The sequence below is a fragment of the Alishewanella sp. HL-SH05 genome, from assembly GCF_052655985.1.
The window spans coordinates 3,343,206-3,359,004 of the sequence record NZ_CP199753.1; the positions used below are offsets into that span (position 1 = coordinate 3,343,206).

Sequence of the window (15,799 nt, forward strand, 5' to 3'; positions counted from 1 at the left end):
TTAGTCCAGTCACAGGTTTTTGGCAAGAAAAAGCGTTTAATCTCAACCTAATAAATATATACTAGCAGCGTTATTGTCAAATTGGGAGTTAAAAATTGGGGGCCAACGGTGTCGTGGGTTAAAAAGCTTTTTATTTTGTTCGTCTTAATGACATTTTTAGGTGTCGCCACTATCGGTATTACCTATGTTGTTCTAAAAGATGACCTACCTGATGTTGCCACTTTAAAAGATGTGCGGCTGCAAACCCCCATGCAAGTATTCACCGCTGATGGCGAACTGATCTCCCAGTTTGGCGAGCAACGCCGCATACCTTTAACCTTAGAGCAAATGCCCCCCTTATTGCTCGAAGCTTTCCTAGCAACCGAAGATACTCGTTTTTATGAACATCCTGGTATTGATATTATTGGTATTATTCGTGCCGCCAGTGTAGTTGCGACGTCGGGTGAATTAAGCCAAGGTGCCAGTACCATCACCCAACAATTAGCGCGAAATTTCTTTTTATCGCGTGAGAAAAAAATCATTCGTAAAGTAAAAGAGATCTTTTTAGCGATCCACATTGAACAGCTACTGACTAAACAAGAAATTTTAGAGCTTTATTTAAATAAAATTGAACTAGGTCAACGTGCTTTTGGTGTCGGTGCTGCTGCACAAGTGTACTTTGGCAAGTCTGTCACTGAACTTACGGTTGACGAAATTGCCATTATCGCGGGTTTACCTAAAGCGCCATCCATCCTTAACCCCGTTCGTTCTGCCAGTAACGCTCGCGCTAGACGTAACGTGGTGTTAGGTCGGATGCTCGATACCGGCGCTATCGATCAAGCAACTTATGAAAACGCCATTGCTGCACCTGTGACCAGCCGCTTGCATGGTGCACAAATTACCGCATCAGCACCCTACATTGCTGAAATGGTTCGGCAACAAATGGTTGACTTGTTCGGTGAAGAAGTCGCCTATGCTGATGGCTTTAAAGTCTTTACAACTATCAATAGTCAACAACAAGCCGCTGCCAAACAAGCGTTACAGCAAAATATCTACGATTACGATGAACGCCATGGTTATCGCGGCCCTGTTGCCAGAGCGTGGCAGGCCGAATTTGTCAGTAACGATGATGAGTCTCCTGTGTTTAACGAAAGCGGGCGTTTAGATGACGTGGCACTGACGCAGTTTCTTGACCAACAACAGGGAATCGAAGATTTAGTGCCAGCGGTAGTATTGAGCGTGGCGCAACAAAGTGCGGAAGTGATTTTAAAAGGCGGCCAAACTCTCACTTTGGAATGGGATGGCTTAAAATGGGCGCGTAACTTTATTGCTGATGATCGTCAAGGTGCAGCACCAAAATCTGCTGCCAGCATCTTAGCACCCGGCATGAGTATTTTAGTACGTCAGCAAGATAATGCCTGGCGTTTAAGCCAAGTGCCTTTAGTCAGTAGTGCTTTGGTGGCATTAGACCCGCAAAACGGTGCGATCCGCTCATTAGTTGGTGGCTACAGCTTCTCACAAAGCCAATTTAATCGCGTAACACAAGCCAAGCGTCAAGTCGGCTCAAACGTAAAACCTTTTATCTATTCTGCGGCTTTAGAGCAAAACTATACTTTAGCCAGCATCATGAATGATGCTCCCATCCATCAATGGGATAATAACGCGGGTATTGCATGGCGGCCGAAGAATTCACCCGCCGTTTATGATGGACCAATTCGCATCCGTGAAGCTTTAGCTAAATCCAAAAACGTCGTGTCGATCCGCTTATTGCGCGGTATCGGGGTTGATGCCAGTATTGCCCATTTGCAAAAATTTGGCTTTGCACAAAGCGACCTGCCACGTAACGAAACGCTTGCGCTGGGTTCAGCCTCATTAACCCCATTAGAAGTGGTTACTGGCTATGCCGTTTTTGCTAATGGTGGCCATTTGGTTCAGCCTTATGTTGTTGATAAAGTTATCAATGCCGAAGGTAAAGTGGTTTATCAACATCAACCGTTGTTGGCTTGCCAAGCCTGTGGCGAACAGCAAAATCCAGACAGTTCTGCCGAGCTGACCGACGCGACAGTAGATGAATTAACTGACCTTAACGCCATGGCAACAGAACAATATGCGCCACAAGTTATTTCAGCCCAAAATGCGTTCTTAATCGCCGATGCCTTAAAAAGCAGCGTTTGGGGCGGTGGCGATTGGCGACAAGGCACAGGCTGGAATGGTACGGCCTGGCAATTACAAAGCCTAAAACGTCGAGATATTGCGGGTAAAACCGGTACCACCAACGACTCTAAAGATACCTGGTTTTCAGGCTTTACCCCGCAACTTGTTGTAACAAGTTGGGTTGGTTTTGATGATGCTAACCGTAGCTTAGGCCGTGCCTTGTGGAATGCCAATTTAGACAGAAATCAAAGTGCAGGCACAGAGTCTGGTGCTCGTACTGCTCTGCCAGCTTGGCTAAACTACATGCGAGTTGTATTGCCCGCTTATGCTGAAAAGTCTTTACCAACTCCTGTAGGTATTTCTTCAGTACGTATTGATCAGGCCACTGGGCTGTTAAGCCGTCGTACCGATGACAGCAGTACCTTTGAATACTTCAAGTTGGGCACGGAGCCGACGCAATACGTTTCAGGAAGTGTACCGCAAATTCAATTTGGCGAAGAGCCGGTTGAAAAAACTGAAGAAGTCGAAGAATTGTTCTAAAAAAACCGGCGAATGCCGGTTTTTTTTCAAATGGCCTTAGGCCAAAATACTATCCAACCAAGCTTGGCGCGCTTTTAACGCAGCCAATACGCGTTGTGGTGAAGTGCCACCATAAGCATTGCGCTTGGCTAAACCGGCTTCGATGGTCAAAGCAGCAAACACATCATCACTGATCAGTTCACACACCTGCTGCATCTCTGCTAATGGCAGTGCTTCTAACGCAACCTTCGCCGCTGATGCCTTTAACACCAGCTCTCCGGATAATTCATGCGCATCACGAAACGGAATACCCTTCGCCACCAGATAATCGGCTAAGTCAGTGGCATTGCTATAGCCGAGCTCTGCTGCTATACGACATTGCGCTTCGTTTACCGACAAATGCGGCAATACGGTTGCCAGTACTAACAACGATTGCTGCCAGGTACTCATCAAGTCGAAAAAGCCTTGCTTATCTTCTTGCATGTCTTTGTTGTATGCCAGAGGTAAACCTTTAATGACATGCAAAATAGCCACTAAATGGCCCAAGACACGACCGGTTTTACCACGCAATAACTCAAATACATCGGGGTTTTTCTTTTGCGGCATTAAAGATGAGCCGCTACTGATCGCGTCACCTAATTTAAAGAAGCCCGCTTCGCCTGAGCAAAAGAAAATAACATCTTCTGACAAACGTGATAAATGCGTCATGCATAAAGTTGCGGCAGCGGATAACTCAACCACATAGTCACGATCGGAAACCGCATCTAAGCTGTTAGCTGCAGGTTCGGCAAAATCTAGGCGTTGTGCCAGTGTATGCCGATCCATTGCTACGCCCGTTCCGGCAAGTGCGCCACAACCTAGCGGACAACTGTCTAAACGTGCGACAGCATCATCCAATCGGCCCAGGTCACGTTTAAACATTTCTACATAGGCCAAGGCCCAGTGCGCCACTAATACCGGCTGTGCCCGCTGTAAATGGGTAAAACCCGGCATCACTGCGGTTTCGGCGCGCTCAGCAAACACCAACAAGGCTTTTAACGCCGCCAGTAGTGATTGACGCACATGACCCGCATTTAAACGAGTCCAGAGCCGCAAGTCAGTTGCAACCAAGTCATTACGGCTGCGCCCCGTGTGTAATTTCTTCGCAACATTACCTAGCTTGGCCGTTAGTTGGGCTTCGACCCAACTATGAATATCTTCTTCTTGCGTTTGCAGCGGTAACTTAGGATCAGCTTCAATCGCTACAGCTAAGTCGGCCAGGCCGGCATCTAACTGCTGCGCTTCTTGCTGATTAATAATACCGGCTTGCAGCAAGCCCGCAGCCCAAGCACGGGATGCGTTAATATCTTGCAATGCAAGTTGATAATCAAAGCTCAAGGAATCGTTGAACTCACGAAATTCTGCCAGTGTGGCCTCAGTAAAGCGCCCTCCCCACATAGCCATAATACTTAACCCTTGTTTGCGTGTAAGGCTCTGATCCGGCTAGCCAGACTATATAATCTGATAAAGCCTTCAGCGTCTTTTTGGTTATACACTTCATCACCTTCGAAGGTGGCGAATGCTTCTGAGTACAAGCTGTTTGGTGAGCGACGCTTCGCTACCGTGACATTACCTTTGTATAGTTTGATTACAACATCACCGGTTAGCTGTGATGCTAAAGAGGTTGCTGCGGCAAGTAAGGCGTCTTTTAATGGCGTGAACCAACGTCCATCATAAACCAGCTGCGCAAACTCTAAACCCACTTCTTCACGGTATTTCAGTGAAGTACGGTCATACACTAAGGCTTCTAAACCTTTTAATGCGGCTAATAAAATTGTACCGCCGGGTGTTTCATAACAACCCCGAGATTTCATGCCAACCAAACGGTTTTCAACAATATCGATACGGCCAACACCATGCTCAGAGCCGATATCATTCAGTAACTCAATGGCAGCAACACCCCCCATCGCTTGACCATTGATAGTGGTTAATTCACCGGCTTCGAAACTTAACTCAACGTAAGCTGCTTGATCAGGAGCTTGTTCAGGTGATTTCGTCCACATCCAGATTTGATCTGAAGGCTCGTTCCACGGATTCTCAATTTCACCGCCTTCGTGTGAAATATGCCATAAGTTAGCATCACGGCTATAAATCTTGGTCGCAGAAGCGGTAGTCGGAATATTTTTCTCAGCCAAGTAATTAAGCAGTGACTGACGAGAGTTAAATTCCCATTCACGCCATGGCGCGATCACTTTTAATTGTGGCGCTAACGCGGCAAAGGCCCCTTCAAAACGTACTTGGTCATTACCTTTACCAGTACAGCCGTGACATAACGCATCAGCACCTAATTCTAAGGCTAAATTAACTTGGGCACGCGCAATCACAGGGCGTGCCATAGAGGTTCCCAATAAATATTGGCCTTCATACACCGCACCGGTTTTTAACGTCGGGAAAATCACTTCATTGACTAGCTCTTCACGTAAGTCAACGATGTAGCAGCTGCTAGCACCTGATTTAATGGCTTTTTCTTCTACACCGGCAAGCTCTTCGTCGCCTTGACCGACGTTAGCAACAAAGGCAATCACCTCGCAGTTATAATTATCCTTTAACCACGGCACGATAGCCGATGTATCTAAACCACCTGAATAGGCTAAAACTACCTTTTTAACGTTTTCAACGCTCATCATCAACCTCAACTAAATAAACTGACTAAAACGGCATTTTGTGCATGCATGCGGTTTTCCGCTTGCTGCAATGCCAAAGAATGTTCACTGTCTAACACTTCACTGGTCACTTCGTGGCCACGATGTGCAGGTAAACAGTGCATAAAATGTTTTACCGCTAAACGCTGCATCACTGCAGTATTGATCTGATAGGGTGAAAAAATTTCAGTAATTAACGCAGGATCAGAACGGGTACCCATTGATAACCAAGTATCGGTATAGATCGCATCAGCACCGGCCGCAGAAGAAACATGCTGGCTCAATGTTAACTTGGCGCCACTGCGCTGCGCGATTTCTTGCGCTTTTAATAATACATGCGCATCAGGGCCAAAACCTTGTGGTGTGACCACCGTTAAGTCCATCCCCATGATCGCAGCACCTAACATTAAAGATTGGCAAACATTATTACCATCGCCCACATAGGCTAAGTGTACTTGAGATAAATCGCCGTATTGCTCTTTTAATGTCAATAAATCGGCTAAGGCTTGGCATGGGTGATAAATATCACTTAGAGCATTGATAACCGGTTTTTTACTGCTTAAGGCTAAACGCACTAAGGTTTTCTGTGAGTAAACACGCGCCACAATAGCATCGGTCCAGCATGCTAAGTTACTGCCGAAGTCTTCAACCGATTCACGCTCACCCATAGCGCCATTTTGCAAATCAAGATAGACACTATGGCCACCTAATTTGTGAATACCCACATCAAAGCTTACGCGGGTGCGTAACGAGGGCTTTTCAAACAGCAAAGCAATACTGCGCCCCTGCAAAGCATGTCGGTAATTGTTAGGTGATTGTTTGATATCTAAGGCGAGATCAAGCAGAGCAGACAATTGTTGTTGATCCAGTTCAGCTAAACATAGCAGCTGGGTTAATTTACTCATAGCACACGCGTTATCCGCTAAGCGGTATCCTTACTCAATGGCGCCAAGCAATGGCGCCGCTAATTAATACAAAATACAGGTGCCGACAGGCTTATCCTGCATCAAATTCATCAAATCGGCTGGATTTTGCCAGCCCGCGACCACAATATTGCTTTGCAACGCAGCCGCTGTTTCTAAAGCAGCATCTAGCTTCACTTTCATGCCGCCTTTAATCACACCCTCAAGCACTAAGTTACTGGCTTGTTCGGCAGAAAGTTCGTTAATTAACTGCATATTGGCATCGAGAATTCCCGGAACGTCGGTCAATAACACCAATTGGCCTTTCACTAGCTGGCAAATCGCCGCTGCGGCTAAATCGGCATTCACATTTAACAACTGACCATCGGCAGCAATGCCAATCGAACTAAATACGGGGGTATAACCTTGGGTTAATAACAACTCAATTAAAGTCGCATCAGCGGGTTTAACAATACCTACCGCACCAAGGCGCGTATTCACAGTGAATTGACAGGCATTACCCGCGGATAAATTTAAGCCAACAGGCAACAAACCTTGCAACATGGCACGGCTGACCATTTCAGCATTTACCGCGCCATCTAAAGCACCTGTTATCACAGGCATTTGTTCTGCTGGTGATACCCGTTGCCCATCAATTTTTTCTGTGACAAAACCAAACTTGCTCAGCCATTGATCAACCTGATCGCCACCACCGTGTACTAAAATGACCGGCCGTTGCTGCTTAATGTTGGCACATACCGCTAATAAGGCATCTAACGCTTGCCTGTCTTGCAGTAAGCGGCCACCCATTTTTAATACTAGCGGTTTCATAGGCTGGCTCCTGCTAATAAACCCGCTGTCTCAGGTTTACCAAAACGAACATTCGCCGCCTGCATCGCTTGCGCGGCAGCGCCTTTTAATAAGTTATCAATGGCTGACATAATGACTAATTGCTCGCCATCTTGCTGCCAATACAAATCACAAAACGGTGTACCCGCCACATCGGCAACATTAGGAGAGTTCTTAGTAAAACGGATTAACGGCTTACTGGCATAAGCATGCTGAAAAGCTGCCGCAACTTGCTCAGCGCTCACGCCGGCTTTTAACGTGACAACGCAGGTTGCTAAAATGCCGCGCTTAAAATTACCCAGATGAGGGGTAAACACCACTTTGCGTCCCAGATTTTGTTCAATCTCTGGGCGGTGCCGGTGTTTAAAGAAACCATAAGCATTTAAACCGACTTCACAAAATGAAGTACTTAAGCTGGCTTTGCGGCCAGCACCCGAGACACCACTTGTGGCACTGATCACCGGAATGCAGTCTTTAGTTACTAAATCCGCTTTTAGCAGCGGTAATAACGCCAACGTACAAGCGGTAGGATAACAGCCAGGAACAGAGACTAAATCACCCAATGGAGTCGTTTGCCATTCCATTAATGAATACACCGCTTGGGCCAATAACTCAGGATGTTGATGAGCGTAACCATAGTATTTCGGGTATAAGTCAGCTTGCTTTAAACGAAAGGCACCCGATAAATCGACTACCGCAATGCCTTTTGCTAACAACAGCGGGGCAATAGCTTCACTGGCTTCATGTGGCAACGCCAAAAACGCTACCTGCACATCTAACGCCTCTACGCGCTCATCGGTCCAAGGCTCAACCAAAATATCGACTTGTTGCTGAAAACGAGGATATAACTGGGCGAAAGGTTCACTACTGCGACCGGCCGATGCAAAAGCATAGCTCAGTTCAAAATAGGGGTTAGCGCATAGCAAAGCACATAGCTCAGCACCACTGTATCCCGCCGCACCGAGTACGGCACTGCGAATTTTAATGTTTTGTTGTTCAACGGACATGGAAAACTCTTAAAAAGAAAAACTAGGCTACAAGTTATAGCACAATATGGCGCCTAGTGTAGAACGAAGGATATGCACAATCAAGAATTATTATGCTATTTTTTTGAATTAATACCCAATATTTAACGCGTATTGTCCGCTAAGGCTAAGCGATTACGCCCTAATTTTTTCGCGTTATACAAGGCTTTATCGGCACTGACTAATAGTTGGGGTAATTCCAACTTATTATTCGTGGTTAAACCAATACTAATTGTGATATGCAAATCAGCAGCTAGATCAGTGAAGTTAAGTTTTTCTACTTTATGACGAAGGCGTTCACACACCTCTGAAGCATCCTGTAATGAAGTATCAGGTAACAACACCACAAACTCCTCGCCGCCCCAACGTGCAAGCATATCAACCGTCCGGCATTGCTGTTTTAACACTTCAGCCAAACGTTTCAGTACTTCATCACCTACCGCATGCGACAGTTGATCATTAACCCGCTTAAAATGATCAACATCTATTAATGCCAGACATAAAGTGGTGTTATTCCGCTGCGCGCGTTGATACTCATGCTGCAATTCTTCATCAAAGGCTCGGCGATTAGCCAAACCGGTTAAGGCATCTTGTCTTGCGAGCAATTGCAATTCGGTTGTTTGCTCTGCGACTAATTTACGCAAACGTTGTTCAGTGTGTCTTAAACTCGACATACGCCAACGCACCGCAATAATACTGAGTGTGGTGAGTAACAAGATAATGGCGAATTTAAACCACCAACGCTGCCAGAGATGAGGTAGTAGCGTAAAGGTAAAGACAGCTTCTTGCTTGCTCCACTCACCGTCGGGATAACTAGCACTCACTAAAAAGCGATATTCGCCTGGTGGTAAGTTAGTGTACTCGGCAGTATTGGCAGTACCACGCGTCACCCAATCACGATCAAAACCTTCTAATTTAGTACGATACTGAATTCGCCCTGACATCACAAAACCCAAGCCTGCGTAACTAATTTCCAATCGATTGCTGCCTGCTACAAGATTAACTGGAGAACCTAAGGGTAAAGCTTGGCCATCAACATGTACTTTTTCAATAACTACTGGCGGAGCAATTTCAGCAAATTGCTGTAAACGCTCAGGCTGAACCCGGGTGACTCCCATCGATGTGGCAAACCACACCGAGCCATCATGGTGAAGTGCACCCGCTTTAGCCGAGCCGCCATTGGCTTGCGAGCTGATCATGCCATCGCTTTCGCCATAAAGTTCGACACTTAATGAACTACGCTTACCGGCTAAAAGCGCAAGGGCATGGCTGCGATTTAACCTTAAAATGCCCCTATTACTACTGATCCAAAAAGAACCTTGCTGGTCTTGAACTAACTCAAATATTTTATCAAACGGCATGCCTTGCGCTCGGCCAATAATTTGTATGTCATTGCTGGCTAGATGATAGGCCATCAGGCCTCGATCCGTGGTGATCCATAAAATGTTTACCGGGGCATCATAGGTCATTCCAAAGGCATAGTGTGCATCATCGTATGCCGCTATATTTAGTGTTCTCAGTTGCTCGTTTTCATAAACGGCCACACCATTGCCAGTGCCAATAAAAATTCGCTGATCGGGTGTTTGAAACAGCGAGACAACAAAAGAACTGGGTAAACCATCCGCAACGCCTAAACTTAAAATACCATCATCCTTTATAAGACTAACACCATTAGACGTGCCTACCCACATTTGACCGTTGCCCAGAGGTAGGATGGCGCGAACTTCATTGGCTGGTAAACCGTTCCCGGTATCATAATGGCGTCGGATCTGATCATGTTGCAGTTCAATTAAACCATCGGCATAGGTGCCCACTAACACCGTTTGATCGGGTCCTTCCGCTAGACTTAACACCGACTGCCCGACACTGGCTGCCGTTAAATCAATAATACTGAACGCACCATTACAAATACGAGTTAAACCGCGGCTGCTACCAACATACATACAGCCATTAGAATGCGATAACAGAGCACGGGTATAATTTCCGGCTAATCCGACTTCGGTAGTCATGGTATTAAAAGGCGCATCTCTTAAACGAAAAATGCCGCCATTTGTTCCAACCCACAAATTACCTTCTTTGTCTTTTAACAAAGCTAAAATACGATTATTGGGTAAGCCCTGCCGCATATCTAAAGATTCAGTAATACCGTTATGTAAGCGTAATAAGCCTCTATCTATAGTGCCAATCCATAGAATGTCTGAGTTCTCCTGCAATATGGCCGACACCGGAACATTATCTAATAAAGTTAATGGCTTAGATTGACTTGGCTGTGCCAGGTAAAGGCCACGTTCTGTGCCTACTAGTAACGCTGCTTGATGATTTAATTCCAAAGCAAATATCGGTACGCCATTAAATTCGTCTGCAGCAACCGGTTGAATTTGCAATTGTGCATCTAAGTAAACCAATCCATTCGCGGTGCCAACCCACAGTAAGCCGTTGGCATCTTGTTGCAAACTGTGAATTTGGAGAGAGGGTAATCCATCGTCAAGCGTAAAATGTGTGCGTTTACCGGTGGCATCTTGCATGTAAAGCCCCTGCCCCTCGGTAGCAACCCATAATCGATCTTGATTATCCATAAACAAACGATTAATCAATTCACCAAAAGGGGGGAAAGCTTGCCATTGCCCATCTTGTACTTTAACCAACCCGCCCCGTGCACCACCTATCCACAAAACATTATGTTTATCTAAATGAAAAGTACGCACGCCGACATCTGGCAAACCGGTTTGGGGGTTACGATCAAAAATGCGAAATTCGCGACCGTTATACCGTGCAACGCCTTCCCAAGTGCCAAACCACATATAGCCATCCGGCGTTTGAGTAATAGCATTAATAGTGTTGTGCGGCAAGCCGGATCGAGTGTTGAGCGTTTCTTTAAAATAATTATCTAAGCTAGGAATATGCTTTGCAGCAGAAGCCGCTGCCGTATTAAAAAATACAGTACAGAACAACAAGCAGAAAAAATGATAAATATGTCGCCGATGCCGACACAGGCCCGATAAAAGCATGCAGAAATCCAATTCCTTGGCTGTAGCGTTAGCGCCTAGCTACTAATGTACTTTAGATTAACCGAATTTAATTAACAATGCCAAGCGTGTTACCTGCTTACGGAACTTGATTTTACGGTATAAAGAAACCAACAAACACGAACTAAAATAAAGAAATCATTAAGTTAATGAATTTCAGATATTTACGAGAGCTCACATATTATTAAAAAATAACTTCGGCAACAGGCATTAAATCTTCTGTTGCCTAAGCTAGATGAGTTGTTTTAGTCAGCTAAACGCTGAGCTACCACGTTTAGCGCTTGTTGCAAATCAGCACGTAAATCTGCCACATCTTCAATGCCTATTGATAAACGCACTAAGGTGGCAGCAATACCCGCTCGCTGCTGCGCCGCCGCATCCATCGAAGCATGCGTCATTGAAGCAGGATGACAGATTAAACTTTCAGTGCCTCCCAGTGACTGTGCCAAAGTAAAATACTCTAAAGCATTGAAAAAATCTTTTAACAATGCCGCAGGAGCGTTCAACTCAAAACTACACATCGCCCCAAAACCCAATTGCTGTTCTTTAGCAATCTGATGCCCAGGATGACTTGTCAGCCCGGGATAATACACTTTAGCAACTAAAGGATGCGCCGCTAAAAAATCGACCACTGCAGCCGTATTTTCTTGTTGCAGCTTTAAGCGCAAGTTTAACGTTCTTAAGCCTCGCAAGGTAAGATAGGCATCAAATGCTCCACCGGTTAAGCCTAAACAGTTTCCCCACCATTTTAATTCTTCGCCAACCGCCAGATCCTTAGCAATCACGGCACCGCCGATAATGTCAGAGTGGCCATTAATAAATTTCGTCGTCGAGTGTATGACTAAATCTGCACCTAAGGAGAGGGGCTGCTGTAATACTGGCGATAAAAAGGTGTTATCCACCACCAATTTGGCTTTGAGGCTGGCCGCTAACTGACAAACCGCTCGCACATCAGTAATTTGCAGTAATGGGTTACTCGGTGTTTCTAACCAAATCATGCTGGCTTGGCTTAACCGTAATTGCTCGGCCCAATCGGCATCTTGAAAATTGATAATGTGTAATTTAAAAGCCTGCTTCTTTTGCGCCAAATTGGTAAATAATCGATAACTACCACCATAACAATCATGCGGGATCACTAAGGTGTCAGAGGGTGTTAGTAATTGCAGTGCTAACAAACAAGCTGACATACCAGTATTGGTGATAATCGCTTTAGCACCGCCTTCGAGTTCGGCTAACGCCTCCCCTAATACATCGCGGGTAGGGTTATTTGAACGTGAATAATCATAAGGACCTGGCTGCCCTAATGCCGGAAGTTGATAAGTTGAAGTGAGGTAAATCGGTGGTGTCACTGCACCAAAGGCGGTATCTTCCGCAATACCCGCTCGAGCAACGATAGTCGCTGGATGACGCTTGGTCATAATACGCCCTTTCGGATGTTTAGATGTCTAAAAAGTATAATGCGTTAACACTGGAAGTCAAACCATTTAGCCGTCTATAATGTTTATTTGTTGCACAGTGTTTGACTGTAACAGAGAAAACAGTAGAATTTCGCACTTGCGCGAGCAATTTCTCTCGACCAATAACAAGGGACCCTTATGGCTAAGTGGAATGGTGAGTATGCTCACCCTTACGCGGAACACGGTAAAAAATCAGAACAAGTTAAAAAGATTACCGTATCGATCCCGCTGAATGTTTTAAAAGTGCTAACTGACGAACGCACTCGCCGCCAAGTGAACAACTTACGGCATGCGACAAATAGTGAGTTATTGTGCGAAGCCTTTTTGCACGCCTTTACTGGCCAGCCATTACCGGCTGATGACGATCTACGTAAAGATAATCCGCATCAAATTCCTGCTGAAGTTCGGCAGATTTTGACCAGCATGGGTAAACCCATCCCAGTCATCATTGAAGCAGAAAACGACGAAGAATAAAAAAAACCGCCAATAGGCGGTTTTTTTTATAAGCGGCTCAGCTTACTTATAGTAATTATCAGGCAGTGGTAAACGAGCAACGCCCGAGTTTACCGCGGCTTCCGCCACAGCACGTGCCACTCGAGGTAACAATCTCGGATCCATCGGTTTTGGAATAATGTAAGATTTACCAAACTCTAAAGCTGATACATCAGCCGCCGCCAAAACTTCGGCTGGCACCGGCTCTTTAGCAATTGAGCGGATCGCTTCTACTGCTGCAAGTTTCATTGCGTCATTGATTTCACTGGCACGTACATCTAAAGCACCACGGAAAATAAACGGGAAGCACAAAACATTATTCACTTGATTAGGGTAATCAGAGCGACCTGTTGCCATGATCAGATCTTGTCGAGCCGCGTGCGCGAGCTCAGGCTTAATTTCCGGATCAGGGTTTGAACAAGCAAAAATAACAGGCTTATCTGCCATTAACATTAAAGCTTCTGCTGGCAACACATCGGGGCCCGATACACCAACAAAAACATCCGCCCCTTGTAAAGCATCTTCTAAAGTCCGTTTATCGGTATTATTGGCAAATAACGATTTATATTGGTTTAAATCTTCGCGCCGAGCATGGATCACCCCTTTGGTATCCAACATATAGATATGCTCACGCATGGCACCGCATTTAATTAATAACTCCATGCAAGCAATAGCCGCAGCACCCGCACCCATACAAACGATAATGGCGTGTTTAATATCCTTACCTTGGATTTCTAACGCATTAAGCATACCGGCAGCAGTGACTATTGCTGTACCATGCTGATCATCATGAAACACCGGGATGTTGCAGCGTTTGATTAACTCTTTCTCTATTTCAAAACATTCTGGCGCTTTAATATCTTCTAAATTAATACCACCAAAGGTATCGGCAATATTGGCAACCGTCGTTATAAACTCTTCCGTTGTACGATGTGACACTTCAATGTCAATCGAATCTAAGTTGGCAAAGCGTTTAAACAACAAGGCTTTACCTTCCATCACCGGTTTTGATGCTAAATGCCCGAGATTGCCCAAACCTAAAATCGCAGTACCGTTAGAAATCACAGCGACTAAGTTACCTTTAGCGGTATATTTATACACATTGTCTGGATCAGCAGCAATTTCACGAACGGGCTCCGCCACACCTGGGCTGTAAGCTAGCGCAAGATCGCGGACGGTTTCAGCCGGTTTGCTAATTTCAATACTAATTTTTCCTGGGCGGGGTTCGGCATGGTAGCGAAGTGCCTGTTCTCTGAAATCTGTCATTCTAATTGTCCTGGAGTAAGGTAAGCGGCGACAGGCTGCAATTATGCTTATTATTGTTTTACAGCAAGCCAGATGAAGGCTCATTTTAATGAGCTCTTTAATAGAAAAACACCAATTTGTTGCTGGACCTACCAGCCTAAGCAAGTATGACCACCTTCTTGTTGATATTTTCTTCTCTTCTTATAGCAAGAAATGCGCTAGCCATAAAGAAGCCTATACACTTAAAACCCAATCTCTTGCTGAGTATTTATATGTTGAACTAGTTACCACCAAAATTTAACACAAATAAAACAAATCACTATTAATTTTAGCGACATCCCTTGACCGTCATTAAAATATCACTACAATATCTGGTAAATATTTAGTTAATGAGGTTATGCCATGCGCCTTTTATCGATCTCTGCACTTATTCTCGTAAGTAGCATCAGTATTAGCCTGCCCGCCACTGCACAAAATGCCGGAAACAATGAGCAAATATGCACTGAAACTGACTGCACAAAAGAGCTGCGTAAATTGATGCGACTGGCTCGAGCAGGTAGCGGCGATGCCGCGGCGATCGTTGCCATGTCTTATGCGACAGGCGATGGTTTAGAACAGAATACCAGTCAAGCATTACGCTATCTTCGCCAAGGTGTACGCCAGCGCAACCCCATGTCAGTTTACTTGATGTCAGATTGGTTACGAAATGGCTTTGTTATTGAGCAAGATATCGCAGAAGCAGACCGGTTATTAGAACAAGCCATCTCTTTAAATTACGCTCCAGCCCAATATGCAAAAGCAGTAACATTGTTGCAAACTGAAGATCCAACGCAAATCGAGCAAGCTGTGGTATTACTCGAGCAAGCGTCAGAACAAAAGTTAGCAACGTCAATGCTGTTACTGGGCCAACTTAAACAACATGGTATTGGCACTGAAAAAGATCTCGTTGCTGCGGCGGAGTTGTTTAAACGCTTAGTGTTAACTGGGCAAACCCAAGCCAAACCTTATTTAGCGGAAGTCAGCGCTGAACTAGCAGCAAGCAATGAACATGCAGAATTAGTAAAAGATTTACAGCAAGTTGAAAACATTGAGGTCATCCGCGTGACGGGGCAGCAAATTCAAATGAACAATATGCTTGCCGGTTTAGTCAAAAGGTTAAATTCTTCAGGGCTTTATGATAGCCGTTCTGTCGGTAGTCGTATTCGCGGAGTCAGTTGTGAGCAAAGCGGCAGCAATTGCGCCAGTATTAAACCAGACAGCTCTTCCTCTTCAATCAACCAAGTGCTATCAGGTGGTCAATAACCGGTTGTTTGAATTTGCTGTACCATCGTTTTAGCCATAGGTTGTTCCCACTTAACGCTATGTCTTAGCTAGCATGCTGAGCATGGCGTTGTTTTATTGTGCTACAACCATCGCCATGAAAACCCTACCGCTATGCGCAGAACAGATTAATGCTAATGTGCACATGCA

Annotated in this window: 12 protein-coding genes; 4 read left to right on the plus strand and 8 right to left on the minus strand. The window is 45.2% G+C overall.

Annotated elements, in window-relative coordinates; genetic code table 11:
- The first annotated feature begins 108 nt into the window (after positions 1 to 108).
- Positions 109 to 2,673, plus strand: coding sequence for a penicillin-binding protein 1A (locus ACUJFL_RS15320; protein WP_445427923.1), 2,565 nt, complete (start codon positions 109 to 111; stop codon positions 2,671 to 2,673).
- A gap of 36 nt (positions 2,674 to 2,709) precedes the next feature.
- Here ACUJFL_RS15320 and argH read toward each other — a convergent pair whose 3' ends face one another.
- The 7 genes from argH to metB all read right to left on the minus strand — a co-directional run bounded on the left by argH (position 2,710) and on the right by metB (position 12,553).
- On the minus strand, positions 2,710 to 4,095 hold the full coding sequence (gene argH, locus ACUJFL_RS15325) for an argininosuccinate lyase (RefSeq protein WP_445427924.1): 1,386 nt from the start codon (positions 4,093 to 4,095) through the stop codon (positions 2,710 to 2,712).
- 5 nt (positions 4,096 to 4,100) lie between these two features.
- On the minus strand, positions 4,101 to 5,315 hold the full coding sequence (locus ACUJFL_RS15330) for an argininosuccinate synthase (protein ID WP_226751057.1): 1,215 nt from the start codon (positions 5,313 to 5,315) through the stop codon (positions 4,101 to 4,103).
- Between the two features lie 8 nt (positions 5,316 to 5,323).
- The gene (locus ACUJFL_RS15335) at positions 5,324 to 6,238 is read right to left on the minus strand and encodes an ornithine carbamoyltransferase (protein ID WP_226751056.1); all 915 of its coding nucleotides are present in this window, start codon (positions 6,236 to 6,238) and stop codon (positions 5,324 to 5,326) included.
- 63 nt (positions 6,239 to 6,301) lie between these two features.
- Positions 6,302 to 7,066: an acetylglutamate kinase gene (gene argB / locus ACUJFL_RS15340; protein ID WP_226751055.1), complete on the minus strand. Its 765-nt coding sequence runs from the start codon at positions 7,064 to 7,066 to the stop codon at positions 6,302 to 6,304.
- Complete coding sequence (gene argC, locus ACUJFL_RS15345) at positions 7,063 to 8,091, minus strand: N-acetyl-gamma-glutamyl-phosphate reductase (RefSeq protein ID WP_306177717.1); 1,029 nt, start codon at positions 8,089 to 8,091, stop codon at positions 7,063 to 7,065. The genes argB and argC overlap by 4 nt, the downstream gene beginning before the upstream one ends.
- A 122-nt stretch (positions 8,092 to 8,213) precedes the next feature.
- Positions 8,214 to 11,117: a ligand-binding sensor domain-containing protein gene (locus ACUJFL_RS15350; RefSeq protein ID WP_445427925.1), complete on the minus strand. Its 2,904-nt coding sequence runs from the start codon at positions 11,115 to 11,117 to the stop codon at positions 8,214 to 8,216.
- Between the two features lie 263 nt (positions 11,118 to 11,380).
- On the minus strand, positions 11,381 to 12,553 hold the full coding sequence (gene metB / locus ACUJFL_RS15355; protein ID WP_445427926.1) for a cystathionine gamma-synthase: 1,173 nt from the start codon (positions 12,551 to 12,553) through the stop codon (positions 11,381 to 11,383).
- Between the two features lie 177 nt (positions 12,554 to 12,730).
- On the opposite strand from metB, the gene metJ reads away from it, so the two are divergent.
- Positions 12,731 to 13,066 (plus strand): met regulon transcriptional regulator MetJ, encoded by a 336-nt coding sequence (gene metJ, locus ACUJFL_RS15360; protein ID WP_226751051.1) that lies wholly within the window; start codon positions 12,731 to 12,733, stop codon positions 13,064 to 13,066.
- Positions 13,067 to 13,108: 42 nt separating this feature from the next.
- On the opposite strand, the gene ACUJFL_RS15365 is transcribed toward metJ, so the two are convergent.
- A complete protein-coding gene (locus ACUJFL_RS15365) occupies positions 13,109 to 14,350 on the minus strand; it encodes a malic enzyme-like NAD(P)-binding protein (RefSeq protein ID WP_226751050.1) in 1,242 nt (413 codons plus the stop codon).
- 88 nt (positions 14,351 to 14,438) lie between these two features.
- Here ACUJFL_RS15365 and ACUJFL_RS15370 point away from each other — a divergent pair, with 88 nt between their 5' ends.
- A complete protein-coding gene (locus ACUJFL_RS15370) occupies positions 14,439 to 14,630 on the plus strand; it encodes a hypothetical protein (protein WP_226751049.1) in 192 nt (63 codons plus the stop codon).
- Between the two features lie 101 nt (positions 14,631 to 14,731).
- Entirely contained in the window at positions 14,732 to 15,631 is a 900-nt protein-coding gene (locus tag ACUJFL_RS15375; RefSeq protein WP_226751048.1) for a tetratricopeptide repeat protein, read from the plus strand.
- The last annotated feature ends 168 nt before the right edge of the window (positions 15,632 to 15,799 follow it).

What these genes read in the sequence shown, in the direction of transcription:
- ACUJFL_RS15365 (WP_226751050.1), bottom strand. Translation starts at nt 14,350, where the DNA reads ATGACAGATTTCAGAGAACAGGCACTTCGCTACCATGCCGAACCCCGC.
- argC (WP_306177717.1), bottom strand. Translation starts at nt 8,091, where the DNA reads ATGTCCGTTGAACAACAAAACATTAAAATTCGCAGTGCCGTACTCGGT.
- ACUJFL_RS15370 (WP_226751049.1), top strand. Translation starts at nt 14,439, where the DNA reads ATGAGCTCTTTAATAGAAAAACACCAATTTGTTGCTGGACCTACCAGC.
- argB (WP_226751055.1), bottom strand. Translation starts at nt 7,066, where the DNA reads ATGAAACCGCTAGTATTAAAAATGGGTGGCCGCTTACTGCAAGACAGG.
- ACUJFL_RS15335 (WP_226751056.1), bottom strand. Translation starts at nt 6,238, where the DNA reads ATGAGTAAATTAACCCAGCTGCTATGTTTAGCTGAACTGGATCAACAA.
- metB (WP_445427926.1), bottom strand. Translation starts at nt 12,553, where the DNA reads ATGACCAAGCGTCATCCAGCGACTATCGTTGCTCGAGCGGGTATTGCG.
- ACUJFL_RS15350 (WP_445427925.1), bottom strand. Translation starts at nt 11,117, where the DNA reads ATGCTTTTATCGGGCCTGTGTCGGCATCGGCGACATATTTATCATTTT.
- ACUJFL_RS15330 (WP_226751057.1), bottom strand. Translation starts at nt 5,315, where the DNA reads ATGAGCGTTGAAAACGTTAAAAAGGTAGTTTTAGCCTATTCAGGTGGT.
- metJ (WP_226751051.1), top strand. Translation starts at nt 12,731, where the DNA reads ATGGCTAAGTGGAATGGTGAGTATGCTCACCCTTACGCGGAACACGGT.
- argH (WP_445427924.1), bottom strand. Translation starts at nt 4,095, where the DNA reads ATGGCTATGTGGGGAGGGCGCTTTACTGAGGCCACACTGGCAGAATTT.
- ACUJFL_RS15375 (WP_226751048.1), top strand. Translation starts at nt 14,732, where the DNA reads ATGCGCCTTTTATCGATCTCTGCACTTATTCTCGTAAGTAGCATCAGT.